The sequence below is a fragment of the uncultured Dubosiella sp. genome (genome assembly GCF_964018005.1).
Classification (GTDB): Bacteria; Bacillota_I; Bacilli_A; order Erysipelotrichales; family Erysipelotrichaceae; genus Dubosiella; species Dubosiella muris.
In genome coordinates this window covers 50,326-64,766 of record NZ_CAXHOA010000007.1, presented here as the reverse complement: position 1 = coordinate 64,766, position 14,441 = coordinate 50,326, and the positions used below count along the sequence as shown (strand labels likewise).

At 49.8% G+C, this 14,441-nt stretch carries 7 protein-coding genes; 2 read left to right on the top strand and 5 right to left on the bottom strand.

Annotation, left to right across the window (positions count from 1 at the left end; all coding sequences use genetic code 11):
* Positions 1 to 61 precede the first annotated feature (61 nt).
* The 3 genes from ftsH to tilS are packed head-to-tail and all read right to left on the bottom strand — an operon-like array spanning position 62 to position 3,804.
* Positions 62 to 2,026 carry an ATP-dependent zinc metalloprotease FtsH gene (gene ftsH, locus ABNS49_RS06475; protein WP_135979152.1) on the bottom strand — a complete coding sequence of 655 codons (1,965 nt, stop codon included), beginning with the start codon at positions 2,024 to 2,026 and terminating at the stop codon, positions 62 to 64.
* A gap of 12 nt (positions 2,027 to 2,038) precedes the next feature.
* On the bottom strand, positions 2,039 to 2,581 hold the full coding sequence (gene hpt, locus ABNS49_RS06470) for a hypoxanthine phosphoribosyltransferase (RefSeq protein ID WP_277820715.1): 543 nt from the start codon (positions 2,579 to 2,581) through the stop codon (positions 2,039 to 2,041).
* 23 nt (positions 2,582 to 2,604) lie between these two features.
* On the bottom strand, positions 2,605 to 3,804 hold the full coding sequence (gene tilS, locus ABNS49_RS06465) for a tRNA lysidine(34) synthetase TilS (RefSeq protein ID WP_348688088.1): 1,200 nt from the start codon (positions 3,802 to 3,804) through the stop codon (positions 2,605 to 2,607).
* Positions 3,805 to 3,883: 79 nt separating this feature from the next.
* Between tilS and ABNS49_RS06460 the strand changes: the two genes are divergently transcribed.
* Entirely contained in the window at positions 3,884 to 4,258 is a 375-nt protein-coding gene (locus ABNS49_RS06460; protein ID WP_305151504.1) for an SdpI family protein, read from the top strand.
* The gene (locus ABNS49_RS06455) at positions 4,245 to 4,430 is read left to right on the top strand and encodes a hypothetical protein (protein WP_290140656.1); all 186 of its coding nucleotides are present in this window, start codon (positions 4,245 to 4,247) and stop codon (positions 4,428 to 4,430) included. Before ABNS49_RS06460 ends, ABNS49_RS06455 begins: the two co-directional genes overlap by 14 nt.
* A 105-nt stretch (positions 4,431 to 4,535) precedes the next feature.
* On the opposite strand, the gene ABNS49_RS06450 is transcribed toward ABNS49_RS06455, so the two are convergent.
* Positions 4,536 to 5,480, bottom strand: coding sequence for a hypothetical protein (locus ABNS49_RS06450; protein ID WP_135979156.1), 945 nt, complete (start codon positions 5,478 to 5,480; stop codon positions 4,536 to 4,538).
* A gap of 134 nt (positions 5,481 to 5,614) precedes the next feature.
* Complete coding sequence (locus ABNS49_RS06445; protein WP_348688085.1) at positions 5,615 to 13,441, bottom strand: FctA domain-containing protein; 7,827 nt, start codon at positions 13,439 to 13,441, stop codon at positions 5,615 to 5,617.
* Positions 13,442 to 14,441 lie beyond the last annotated feature (1,000 nt).

Sequence of the window (14,441 nt, the reverse complement as noted above, 5' to 3'; positions counted from 1 at the left end):
TATTTATATGCTTTTGGCAAAGAAAAGGAGCGATGGCTTTTCGTTTCGCTCCTTTGGCTTCTTAGTCTTTTTTCTTGGTGAGTTCGCTCAAAGCCTGGTCGAGATCTTCCTCGCTGGCTTTTTTCGGTACCGGCGGCACGTCTTCCTTGACTTCGACGGTTTCCGTTTCCACGATGGTCGCCTCGATTGGCGCGTTCGGATCTTTGAGCTGTCCGTATTTCATAAGATTCGTGATTTCCTCGTTGGTGAGCGTCTCGTTTTCATACAGGTTTTTCGCGATCAAATCGAGCAGGTCGCGGTTTTCCGTCAGGATGCGGCGGCATGCCGTATGGCACTCGTCCACGATCTTGCGCACTTCCTTGTCGATTTCCTCGGCGACACCCACAGAGTAGTTTCCGCCTTGCGTGTAGTCGCGGCCCAGGAACACGTTGCCTTGCGGATTGGCGTACTGGATCGGTCCAAGCGACGACATACCGAAGACACGCACCATGTTTTTGGCGATGTCGGTTAGTTTTTCAATGTCGTTGACCGCGCCGGCACTGATTTCGCCAAACACGATTTCCTCGGCGGTACGTCCGCCCAGCAATCCGGTGATTTGCGCCAAATATTCCGAGCGGCGGTGGAAGTATTTTTCCTCGCGCGGCGTCATCAGGTTGTATCCGCCCGCTTCCCCGCGTGGAATGATTGTGACTTTTTGCACCATGTCGGCGTCTTCGACTTTGAGTCCGATCACGGCGTGTCCCGCTTCATGGTACGAAACGAGCCACTTGTCCTTATCGCCGTATTTCTTGCTTTTTTTCGCCGGTCCCATCATGACACGGTCGATGGCTTCGTCCAGGTCGTCCATCGTGATGACGGTTTCCTTGTTGCGCACGGCCAGGATCGCGCCTTCGTTGAGCACGTTGGCCAGATCCGCGCCGGAGAAGCCCGGCGTGCGCTTGGCGAGGTTTTCCAGTTCGACGCCTGGCGCCAAATGCTTGTTACGGGCGTGCACTTTCAAGATTTCCTGACGGCCTTTGATGTCCGGCAGGTTGACCGTGACCTGACGGTCGAACCGTCCGCTTCGCAGCAGGGCCGGGTCGAGGACGTCAGGCCGGTTGGTGGCCGCGATGATGACGATGCCGTTGTTGTCGATCATACCGTCCATTTCCACGAGCAGCTGGTTGAGTGTCTGCTCGCGCTCGTCGTTTCCGCCGCCCATGCCGGCGCCGCGCTGGCGTCCGACGGCGTCGATTTCGTCGATAAAGATAATGCAGGGCGCCGCTTTGGCTGCCGTTTTAAACATGTCGCGCACGCGGCTCGCGCCGGTTCCGACAAACATTTCCACGAAGTCGGAGCCGGAAATCGAGAAGAACGGCACACCCGCCTCGCCGGCGACGGCTTTAGCGAGCAACGTCTTTCCGGTGCCCGGAGGACCGACCATCAGGATACCCTTTGGAATGTGGGCGCCCATGTCGGTGAATTTTTTCGGCGCGCGCAAGTAGTCGATGATTTCCTTGACTTCCTCTTTTTCCTCCTCGCAGCCGGCGACGTCCTTGAACCGCGTTTTCACGTTGGATTCGATGCGGGCTTTCGATTTGGAAAATTCGAAGGCTTTGTTGTTGCCTCCGCCGCCCATGCGGGCGAACATGAAATAAAAGAACACGCCGACCAGGATGAATGGAATGAGCTGTCCAAGCACATTGAGCCAGACGCTTCCCTGGTTTGGATCGACGATGGAAATTTGTCCGCCGTCGCCGGTCAGCGTTTTGTTGAGCCATTCCAGATTGGCTTCGGTGTTGGGAACGAGGACGTTGAAGCTTGTCGCGTTCGCGCCCGGTTTGGAAGGATCGGTGTACGTTCCTTCCACATCAATGACCGTGGACGAGATGGTCATTGAGGAGTTTCCGAATTTCGCGTCCTGCGCGAGCTTCTGGAATTCGGTATAGTTCATATGGCGCATCGTGCCCTGGGCGCTGTACGCGATCAAGGAAACGATGATACAAACTATGAAAATCGTGGGAAGATAGTTGAGCCACTTCTTCATTAATTGATCCCCCTATTCGTAGATTTCAGGTTTGAGAACGCCGATGAATGGCAGATTTCGGTATTTCTGGTTGTAGTCGAGTCCATAGCCCACCACAAATTCATTCGGCACGGTAAATCCGACATAATCCGCTTCGATATCGACAACGCGTCGTTCCGGCTTGTCAAGCAGCGAAACGATTTTGACGTTGGTCGCGCCTTTGTTCAGGAACATCTTGCGTACTTCCGAAAGCGTGCGGCCGGTATCGACGATGTCCTCGACCACAAGAATCGCCCGGTCCTTGCTGGAAAGATCCATGTCTTTTTCGATGCGCACGTCGCCGATCGACTCGGTTCCATCGTACGAGCTGACCGACATGAAGTCGATTTCGCAAGGGAACGTGAATCGCTTGATCAGTTCCGCCATGAATGGAACGCTTCCGCGCAGCAGGCCGACGATGATCGGCACGGTGTTTTCCTGTTCGTAATCGTGTTCGATCTGCGCCGCCAGCTCTTTGCAGCGTTGTTCTATTTGTTCTTCTGTAAGCAATACTTTTTCAATATCTTTGCTGATCATTTTTGATTTCTCCTCTAGTAAACCTATCGCGCTAATTGTAACATAAAGGCCGTGGGTTGGATAGAAAAATGTGTGCGGTCGCAGCCGATTCCAGGCACGAAAACGACGTGTCCCTGGCTGTTTTCGAGCACGTACCACTGCTCGCGCCACAGGCGCGGAATCTTGCGGTCGATCCAAAACCGGCGCAGCGTCTTGGTGCCGCAGCGCAAGGCGATTCGGTCCGTTCCTCTGGCGGGACGGAGCGTGAGAGGAAAATCCTGGTCGGTCAAAGTCACGCCTTCCTTGACTTCCCCTTTATTATTAAACGAATATGTAAAATTTCCCAACTCTAATGATTGAAAATTTTTCACGCTTTCCCTATCGCCCAGTAAAAAGGTAGGATATTGCGTTTTTTGCGCCAGCAAAACCTTGTCGTCGTGGCGTTCCAGCTTGTAGTCGCGCAAGTCGACTACGCAATTCGTTTGCAGCTGCCGGCACAACGATTCAAGATGGCTTTGCGACAAATGGCGTTTCATGGATTCCGCCAAAAACAAGTCGAGATAAAACGGGGCGTCCGGATCGGCGAGCAGGGCCGCCATGCCTTGCCTGGCCAAACGCTGCCGGCCCGCTTTTTTTTCGGCCTCCCACGCCGCGTTTTTTTGGTCGATTTCCTGCTGAAGCGCAAGTTTTTGCGCGCGGGTCATCGCGTCGATGGTTTCATGCCGGATCTGATTGCGGGTGTAGTAGTCGGCAAGATTCGTTTCGTCGACGCCGTAAGGCACATCGTGACCGACACAATACGCTTCGAGCTCTTTTTTCTCGTAAGCGAGCAAAGGGCGGTGGACGCGCAACCCATGGTATGTCGTTTCAAGGACAAGACCGTAGTGGTCGCAGCGCATATGGCGCCGCATTTGGAACAAATACGTTTCAAGGCTGTCGTCGAGATGGTGGGCGACGTACAAGTCGTCGATGCCTTCTTGATGGGCGATCTGAATGAAAAACGCGTACCGCGCGTCCCGGGCCCACGCCTGAAAGTTGCCTTCGCCGGGATATTTTGGATAGAGCACGTGGCATGGAATGGAGCGCTCTTGGCAATACGAGCGGACGATTCGCTCATCGCGGTTGGCGCTGGGGCGCTTGGCGTAGTTGACGTGGGCGACGACCAGGGAATGGCCCTGCCGATAAAGCTGGTCGAGCAAGGCCATCGAGTCGGGCCCGCCCGAACAGGCGATCAAAGCTTTCATTCTTTCCACTCTCCTTTCTGTTTTTTCCTCCACAAGCATACCATACCCCATCCGGATGAAAACGATTTATAATCGAAATATGAACGGAACTCCTTATTTTGGCATCGCGCTTCTTATCCCGCTGTTGATCACGGGCATTGGCGTCTGGTGCTCGCATTACCCGCCAAAAACGCGGCAGGCGTTGTTTGGCTACCGGTCCCCGCTTTCGATGCGGTCCGAGCGCAACTGGATAGCGGCGCAAAAGGCGCTAGGTCATTTGTGGTCGTGGCTTGGGCTGGCGGATCTGGCGGTCGTCTTTTTCGTGGAACTCGCGTTGACGGCGTCCAAAAACGTCGTGTGGATGGTGTATGGGTCGCTCGGCATGGTGGCGGCGCAAGTGTTCGTGCTTGTCGCCACCTATCTCATCATAGAAAGGAAACTGAAAAAACTGGATGCCTCTAATGAAAACACCTGAATCGAATACGCGTATTTCCAACGCCCGCATGGCAAGCGAGCTGAAACGTTTGCCGGTTTTGCTTATGCAGTCGGCCAGGCAAAAGATCGTTCTGGAAGGCAAGCGCGTGTACATCGTCGCGGCTACCCTGTCCAGAGAGATCACGGAGCCCTGGCGCAATCGAAGAGGATAGCTTCCTCTTTTTTTCATGGCGTCCGGTTCCGTTCTTATCCCATTCGTCAAAAGAGCCTGTCCGCAAGAAAAGCCCGCTAATTCAAACGGGCTCTCATGACTTATTTTAAGTTTTGTCTTCCATCAAGCCAAGGCGTTTTCCCACCTGGCGCGCTTCGCTGATTGTCAGATCCTTACGCTGGATTTCATATACCTTTTCGATCGGGACTCCAAATTCTTTGGAAAAGCGTCGAATGGCGTCAACCGACGCTTTCACAGCGCCTTCTTTTCGCCCTTGCGCTCGTCCTTGCACACGTCCTTCATTTCGTCCTTTCTCTCTTCCTTTCTCGATAAACCCCTGGCTCAAGTTGCACATTTTCCTCACCCTCCTTTGGTCTTCTTCCATTGTGAATCCATACGCTCTCAACTTCTCGTTGGCTTTCTTTTCCTCTTCGCACTTAAACAAATAATGTAGCACTTTCAATGAATCCTTGTCGTCTTCCCGGATCTCGTTTCCGATTTTGAACGTCGCCAGGTTCATCATGCCCTCCTTTGGCTCGTTTCTTGTCACCTGGCTTCCTTCTGTTTTCTCGATCCATTCCTTTTTGATTTCCAGCTCGCTTTTTTTGATCCGGAAATCGTTGACGACCCACATCGAATACACCGGCCGCAACGCGTTGTAGTCCACTTTCTTTCCCACCTGGTTACATACCATCGCGGCCACATACAAATTCTTTCGTGATTCCAAATCGTACGCTTTGGGCATGTCCTTTTGGAAATCCGCGTTGCCGTACGCCTGCCATGATTTCTTTTTCATGCCAAACAACAGGTCGGGCTCGACGTAGGCGCCCGAGCTAAACGCGATCTCGCCCGACGCGTACGGGATTTGATCGGTGTCGGTTTCGATATAGCCGCGAATGGCTTCGATGGGGTCCGAAGCCAGAGGCGGCACGCCGTCTTTGATCAAATACGACAAAAGCCGGGTGTCCCGAAGCCATTGTTTCGCCATACGGTCGTACGCCCGTTGCTGCCGGCGCAGGCTTTTCCGTTCTTTTTTATTTTTATCTTTCATATCTATTATATACGACAAAGAGAGGACAAAAGGGACAATTTTTCTTTAATAATTTTTTTGCTTCCAAAATATCCGTTTTCCGGATCAAAAAAGGAACGGGCGTGTCTTTCCCGTTTCCGTTCCTTTTTCTTTCTTTATTGCGTCTTTTTTCTCTTCACCCACAAGCCGGCGAGTACGAGCATCGCGCTCATAAGCAAACTAATCCACAACGACTGGTTCGTTTGGGTCGCGGTTTTTGGCGATGTTGGCTTTCCGTTTTTGGAAGAGGCCGGCGTTCCCGGCTCGACCGTCACCGTGACTTCGTTGGATGGAGTTTGACCGTTTTCGTCCACGAGGACGCCGACATTGATCCAGGCGCTGTTGCGGGTTACGACTGGCACTTTGACTTGGAACGTCAAGTCGATCGTCTCGTCTGGTTTCAGCTCGTCGATCTTCCACGTGATCGTCTTGTTTTCAATCGTGCCGCCCCTCGTGATGGAGCCTTCAACGAATCGCAGTCCGTCCGGGATCGCGTCTTTGACTTGGATTTGCCGGGCGCTTTCCGTTCCGTGGTTTTGGATTCGCAAAATGTATGTGATCGTATCGCCCATATTGGCTTTGAGGCGCGTCTTGACTGGCTGGCCATCGTTTTTGGCTTGCAGCTTCTCGATCGTCACCCGAGGTCCTTCGTTTGGCGTCTTGATTTCCACTTCGTTGGACGGGGTTGGCTCGTCCGGGCGCGTCGATTCGACGACTTCGGCGATGTTGCGCCATACGCCTTCGGCTTCCGGTACATCGACCGCGAACGAAACCGTTCTCGATGTGCCGGTTTTCAGCGTGCCCAGATGCCATGTGATTTGGCCGTTTTCCACGAGGCCCTCGTCGCTTACGCTGCCTTCCAACAGCGTCAATCCTTCCGGGATCGCGTCGGTTACGACGACATCGGTCGCGTCGGCTTCGCCATCGCTTGTCACTTTGATGAAATACGTGACGCGGTCGTTGCCCACAACGGCGAGCACGTCTTTTGTCCGGTTGCCTTCGTTGCGTTTTTGCGATTTTTCAATCGTCAAATGCGGCGCGAAGGTTTCCACTTCGACTGGCGGCGTCGTTTTCGGATCCGGATCGTCCTCGCTGTATGTGCTGGCCACATTCGTCCAGCGCGTATGCGTTTTGACGGATGGCACTTGCACCTGGAACGTCACCGTCCTGGTTTGTCCCGCTTCCAGCTTGGCCAGCTTCCACGTAATGCGGCCGTCTTTCTCCACGCCGTTGTCGCTGATCGAGCCTTTTACGAGTTCAAGGCCTTCCGGCACGATGTCTTCGATCACGACCTGGCTGGCCGGTCCGACACCGTCGTTTGTCACGTCGATAGCGTAGGTGATCTTGTCGCCCGCTTTGGCCTGAAGCAAGGTTTGCGTGAGCGCGCCGTCGTTTTTCGCCTGTCTTTTCACCACGCGCAAAGACGGAACGTTCGTTTCCACTTCGACTGGCGGCGTTTCGATTTCCTCGCGCGGCTCGTCTGGATTTTCCGGGTTGTTCGGATTGTCTTCGTGGCTGACCGTCGCCACGTTGGTCCATTTCGTCTTTTCCTTGACGGATGGCACTTGCACGCGGAACCACACTTCCTTGGATTCACCCGGCTGTAAATCGCCGATTTTCCAAAGCATCGTTCCTGTCTGCTCGTCGTAAACCGGTTCGACAAGCGAGTTGTCCATCGCCTGCATCACAAGGCGGATGCCATTCGTTTCCGGAATCGTGTCTTTGATCCAGACGTCGTGGGCCGTTTCCAAACTTGTGTTGGTCGCTTTCAAATAATACGTCACCGTATCGTTCGCTTTGGCGTTCAATATCGTTTGCACCCGGTCGCCGTCGTTGAGCTTGTGCTCCTTTTCCAAAATGACAGCTGGCACGAGCGTGTCGACTTCCACCTCTTCGGATGGAATGTCCACCCGGCCCCCCTCTTCCGGATTGTTCGGGTTGTTTTCATAGTTCGTCACTGCCTGATTCGTCCACAAGGTGTTTTGCGTGACAGCCGGAATACGGACTTTGAACGTCACCGTTTTGGATTCGCCGGCGGCCAGGTCGCCAAGATTCCATGTGATTGTCTGGGTGTTTGGATCGTATCGACCGTTTTCGCCCGCTTCCACGAAAGTCAGGAACAATGGCGTCGTTTGGTTTTCGGCGGTCGGGATCGTGTCGCGCACGATGACATCTTTCGCCGTCGCGTTGCCCGGGTTGTTCACCGTCAGGCGGTACGTCAGCACCCAGCCCGCTTTTCCGGTCAGTTTTTCAAAGGTATACTCGGCGTCGTTTTCGAATTTCTGGTCTTTGACGATCGTCAACTGCGGCAAATCGGTACCGACTTCCACTTCATTCGATGGTTTCGGATCCTCGTCTTCGTAAACGAGCGTCGCGATGTTTTTCCATGTCGTTTTCTTGTCGACTGTCGGAACAGTGACAGAGAACGTCAGTTCCTTCCTTTCATTGGCCGGCATCGTGCCCACGTTCCAGGTAATCGTTCGGGATGCGGCATCGTACTGGCCATTTTCACTGGCACTGTTTTTCACATACGTCAACCCTTCCGGCACCACGTCGCGTACGAATACGTTTTCCACATCGTGTTCGGTTGGATTGGTCACATGAAGCATGTAGGTCACGGTGTCGTTGGCGTTGACCGCGAGAATCTCTTTTTGCATCGCGTCGCCATTGACAGACTGCCATTTTTCAATGTCGAGATTTTTCACGATCGTGTCGATTTCCACCGTATTGGATGGCGTCGGCTCCGGATCTTCTTTGTATGTCAAGGTCGCGGTGTTTTTCCATGCCGTGTCTTTGTCGACAACCGGCACTTTGACCTGGAACGAGACGATGGCGGTTCCGCCGTTGGCGGCCAGCGTGCCCACGTTCCATGTGATCTTCCTTGTGTTCTCGTCGTATTGTCCGCCATCAAAGGCTTGCACAAATTCCAGACCTTTCGGTACGATATCGGTCACGACAACCTCGGTCGCCGCTTCGTTTCCTTCGTTGGTGACAACGAGATCGTAGGTGACGAGCTCTCCGGCTTCGACGCGCAATGGCGGCGTTTCGCCATCGTACATTGGCGTCGTCGGCGTGGATTCGTATTTATGGATCGTCACTTCTGGTTTTCCAGGTTCGGACTGATCCGATACCGGATTGGACGGTTTTTCCGGCTGGTCGTCTCCTTGCACATGCGCAACATTCGTCCACGTCGTCGCGATATCCACTTTTGGTACCCGCACCTGGAAAGTGACGGAGCGGCTGGCTCCTACGCCCAGGTCGCCCAGTTCCCACGTAATCAAACCCTTCTCGTCCACTGTCGCGTCCACGAGCGAGTTTTCGAGCAAAATCAAACCTGCCGGTACCACGTCCGTGATCACAACGTTTTTCGCGATCGCGGTTCCGGAATTTGTGACTGTGAGTTTATACGTAATCACATCGTCGGCGTCGACAGAGATGGCATTCACAGTATCCGTAAACTCGCCAAAGTTTACCGACTGCTCTTTATGAATCGTCAATTTTGGTTCGTTTTCTTTATCCTCATATTGATTCGTAAACAGCATCGTGTTGTTTGGCAATGCGTTGCCATCCGAATCGGTGTATTGAATAGATTTGACTTTCAACGTGCTGTTGTTCCATTCTTCCACGGTCACAATCGCTTTAAAGACGATTCGATCGTACGTCATTCCCGAAATTCCCGTATTTTGTTCCAAAATCTCGTAAACATAGGTTCCAGGTTTGGTGTACGTGATTTCTCCGAACTCAAAGCGTCCGAACGCGTTGTTTCCAACGACTGTTTTCGCCGGCAGCGGCGTTTCGCTAGCTGGCATGATTTCCGCTTCGCGTTCTGTCAGCTTCAGCTTTCGCTTCAACTGAGCGTCGATTGGCGCCGGCGTTTCCTCGTTGTCGGCCGGTTCGGTTTCCGGTTGTTCCTCTGGTTCTTCTTCTGGTTGTTCCGGCTCTTCCGGTTCAAATGCCGGCAGCGTCGAACGATGCACTTCATACGATTCGTCGAGCGGTTCTTCTTCAACATCGTTTGGTTGCTCCGACCGGGTCGCGGTTTGACTTGATGAACCAGCCGGACGAATCTCAAACTGGAATGTTCCTTCTTTCATCTCAAACGGATCGCCGTCCGGACTCATCGTTTTAAAGCCATGGATGACCGCGTTGTCCGTGCTTGGTTTCAAGTTTCTAAACGTGACGGACGCGTCCACACCGCTGGACATCGTTCCGCTTGCGGATCCGATCGTGTCGATTTGCAAGTAGTTGTCGATCCAGTTGTTTTGCGTCAACTCGGTCACGACGTATGGGGTGCCCGCTTCCAAACCATAGACAATGAGCGTTTCGTCTGATTTCAAATTGAATTTCGCTTTGCCTTGCTCGTCAAAACCAAGGCTCTCGTCTTTCTTTGTACCGTCGGCCTGGATTCGTTTCGCTTCCAATGTCTGTTTTGCGAAAGCCGCGCCCAAATCGAGTTCGAACGGGAATGGGTAATTTTTATCCGCGTCTTCCAGAGTCTGTCCTGTTCCGGCAATCAGCTGTTTCGAGATCCGTAAGCCAGCGTCGTTGACAAACGCGTCACGGCCGCTTCTTGTCAGTTCGTTTACGACCAGCTTGCCGTTATCGTCCGTAACATCGAGCGTGTACGTCAGCTCGTTTGGATCATATTCTATATCGCCGGAATTTTGCGGTTTTACTTCCTGGATAACCGCGGTATAGCGTCCCGCTTTCGCAAAAGTGACGAGTTTGAAGTTGATTGTTCCATCTTGATTATTTTGCGCAGACTCGTTATAAATCACGGTTCCATCGCTGTCTGTCACCGTCATATTAAATGCAAATGCATCGGCTTCCAGTTGCGTGCCCAGCAGTTGTTTGGTCAGCATCGGCCGCCAGCTTCCGCTCGGCTGGTACTTGTTTGTAAACAAGACGGATCCTTGATCGACATCTCCTTTGAAATATGTCGGTTTCACTGTTAATTGACCCTTTTCGTCTTTTTCCACTTTTACATTGACCGTATACACATCGCCCGAATATTCAATGTTGTTGATCGAGCCGCGATGTTCTGTCACCTGATACTCGTACGATTTTCCTGCATGTTTGCTTTCAAAAACGATTGGATCAAACTGTGTATTTGCTGTGCTGTCTTGTCCATTGCCTTGAATCGTCACTTGCTGATGCTCCGGCATTGGCGCGTCCTGGGTGATGGCTTCCAGATTAAACACAAACTTGTCCTCTGGCGTCATCGCTCGTCCAGTCAATACCTTGGTAACCGGAATGGCCAGAGTAGCTTCCGGTTCATAGTCGTTCGTAAATTCAATTTTATCTTTCGAAGTGCTGCCAATCGTGTAAGTCGCCGTCGCAACAATCTCTTTATCAGCTTTTGATACCTCCACATTAACTGTATAGGCGGTCGTGTCGTATTTCATTCCCGAAAGGCCTGTCGAAATTTCCTGCACTTGATATACATACTTCTGACCGACATTCGCCTCGGTGTATAGAATTGGCGCAAATTCGGCGGTCACTTGTTCACCTGCTGTTGGCATCATGGAAAGAATCGTTTGTGCTGGCATTGGCGCGCCGTTCTCACCCGTGATTTCAAAGAGGAAGCGGTCGCCGTTTACAAATTGTCTTCCTTTCAATGTCTTGGTGACTGGAATTAAAAGCTGACCCGTCGCCTGATATGTATTAGTGAAAGAGAGTGGTTTATCTTCCGATAGATCAACCGAATTTGCGTTTTCATCTGTTGTATATACATGGGCATTAAGCGCTTTTCCACCATCTTTATTATCTATCAACTCAACATCCATATTCACAAGCCATACATTGGTGTCGTAGGCAAGCTGTTTAACCGAACCAGCTACCTCGCTGATTTTAAACTTGTATTGACCGGTCATCGTACGATCTAAATGCTTAAATTCAAAACTTCCGGCATCCTGTCCGGTTGTCGATTGAATCGAGACAATGTCCTTGTCAACGAGATCTTTTACTGGTCTTGGATTATTATTGTCCGCATCTTCGATTTTAAAGAAGAACTCGTCGCCAGTTTGCGGATCTCTTCCTTCCAGATTTTTTTGAATCGGTATTTCCACATTAATCGGCTGAATGTAATCGTTAATAAATCGAGGATTATCGACTGCATTGTCTGCTGCGTCAGTTATTGTCGATTCCGCTTTCAACTTTCCAGTCGTTACGTCTTGACTTACTGTTACATTTACCGTGTACGCCGCCTTCGAATACTCGACATGTTCTACATTCCCGGTCTTTTCGGTAACCGTATACTGATAACGTGTACCGACATGGCTCTGATTAAATTCGATTGGCCCGAACTCACCCCTCAACGTATCGGACGCGATTGGTGTTGCTGTGCCGCTCTCGCTCACATTTTGAAGCGTAATCGTAGAATTTTCCGGCATTGGTGCGTTTGGATCTACGCTTTCAATCGTAAACTGATATTGTTCGTTTCCGTTAAAATCTCTTCCTGTCATCGTTTTTGTGACCGGAATCTTGACTAACGCAACCTCTTTTGCATTATTCACAAAACTGATTTCGATTTTTTTGTTCGCTGCACCCGTAGCTGCAATCGTTCCGGAGGATTCTTTCTTCGTCGGATCTCCGTTTACACTATCCACATCGAACCGGTAATCTCCATTCTCCGTAATTAACGTGTCTTCCGTTACTTCATATTTTGTTCCCGCCGGAATGTTGTACAAAATCAATTCATCGTCTTTTTGGATGTCAAATGTAAATGTTCCATCTTTTCCGATTGCTTTTTCACCCAGCTCCTGCTTTCTCGGTGAAGCGGGGTCATTCGATTTCGATCCCTTTTTTAAAATGTATGGAACATTCTTCATCTGTTCTTTTCCTGCCGGCGGCGTCAGTGTGACGTGGAATCGGAATGCCTCCTCCGTCGGAACAGAACCAGTTACCAGTTCCTTTGTAAGAACTAAAATACCCGGGTCTTCCGCGTTGATAAATTTAACGTAGTTTTCCCCTTTGATTAAATTCTCAAACCGCTTTCCTTCTTGATACTCATTTTGTTTTAAACCTTCTTCAATGGTTCCACTAACAAAAGTAGTGGAAATATCCGCCGCATTTTCTAGATCAATTTGTGTTCCATCTTTTAAAATTCTTTTTGTCTCTTTAACAAAATATTTATATCCTCCATTTGTTGTTCCCACTTCATTCGGTCCAGTTCGCGGAAGTCCTGTAATCAACGCTTTTTGTGAATCTTTAAGTTTAAATGTATCTCCTGAAGAAATGTATTTTGGAAGACTTGAATCATTTTCTATTTTTATATCTTCTGTCGTTCCATCCGATTTCTTTGTTACATTATAAAATTCAATCGCATATTTATTATTTAACTCGTTCCCATTTGGATCTTGCAAATAAAGCTGAAATTCATATTGATCATCCGAAGGTGTCGTAGCTTCCGCCACTTCCGAACGTTTCACTTCTTTTTCCACCATGATCTGTCCATTCATCGCGGTTTCTTCCATATCCAATTCCTGGAAAGGCACGGAAAAACGCATGTAGCAAGACGATCCCGAAGCGCCACGCTCCAAGTAATATACGGCCAGTTCATAATGGTCGGCATTGACTTTTTGTGTTGTGTCCGACTCCGCCAGAGTCTGGATTTCCTGCTCTTCAGAAGCTTTCCCTGCATTCTTCTGATTTTCTGGGATTGTATAGGCATAAACGGTTTCATCTTCTCCGTTTACATCTTTTCGCTGTTCTACAAAAGTTTTGTTTTCACCATCAATAAAATCCCACAAATTGACAAAGGTTCCCATGGAAGTATGGACGCCACCTAAGTCGGCGATCTTCGTGGATTTTACAATTTTTTTATTTTCCCCTTCTCCTTCGACTTTATTCAAAAAGACAAACATGTCGTCATCTCCATAAAAGAAATAACGGAGTGGCGCGCAATACCCTTCTTGCAGAACAAACGGGATCGTTGTTGTCATACCGAAATAAACATTGTGATCTTCCCCTCCATCGCTTGCTGGAAGTAAAAGGTTATTTTCATTTGTTATAGCTGGATCTCCCGCAAGAATGTACTGTCTTCTTGCATTCGATCCAAATTTTACATCGTATCCTTCCTTGCCCCATGAAGAGACTAAATCCATTGGCCAAAATTCATTGGAACGAATACCAGCAACCCTAACCGGTAATTTAGTTAAATCATGATTTATCGAAGTGGTAGTATCTTTGCTTTTTACTGTAACCGACTCTAAAGTATAAGTTCCACCTAATCTTTCAAATTGAAGTTGAAACTTTTCATCTTGTTCCCCATCATGGGCATACACTGTTCTTCCTGTTGAGTTAACTCTTGGATCTGTTGAAAATAAAGCGGGCGCATTCACTCCCGGAGCCCATTGAAGGGTTCCATTTTCATTCATGCCAGTCGCCAATCCAAATGTCGCTCCTTGCAAATTTGATCCATCATAAGTTCCATAAGAAGTATTGGGAGCAAACCGATTACGATCATTCGACTTATTCAGTGTATTTTCGTTCCATGTCATTGAATCCCCTAAACCAGTATGTCCGCTTGTCTCCCCATTTCCAAAGGCTAAAAAGCTTTCTTTATTTGTACCATCCTCATTCTTAACATAGGAGTTAATTCCTTGAGATTTCGTATTGACCCATACTTTCTCACCTTTCGCAATTCTCTCCTCCGCTTCCTCTCTTGAAAGTACTTTATCCTCGGCTAAAGTTTCTGCTCCCCCTTTATCTGCATAAACCTTTCCATTAGTAATATCATAATCAAAAAAATCAACATCATTAACAGCTTGTTCGCCTTCTGTTGGTTCAAACACAAGCCGAATTACCATATCATTTGTCACCAAAACCGTTGCTTGAGTTGGATTGTTCGAACTATCGGTCTCTACTTTATACCTTATTTCATGATTATCAGGAGTAACACCTTTCAAATTCGCATTCTCCTCATTATTTGTAAAAATAAAT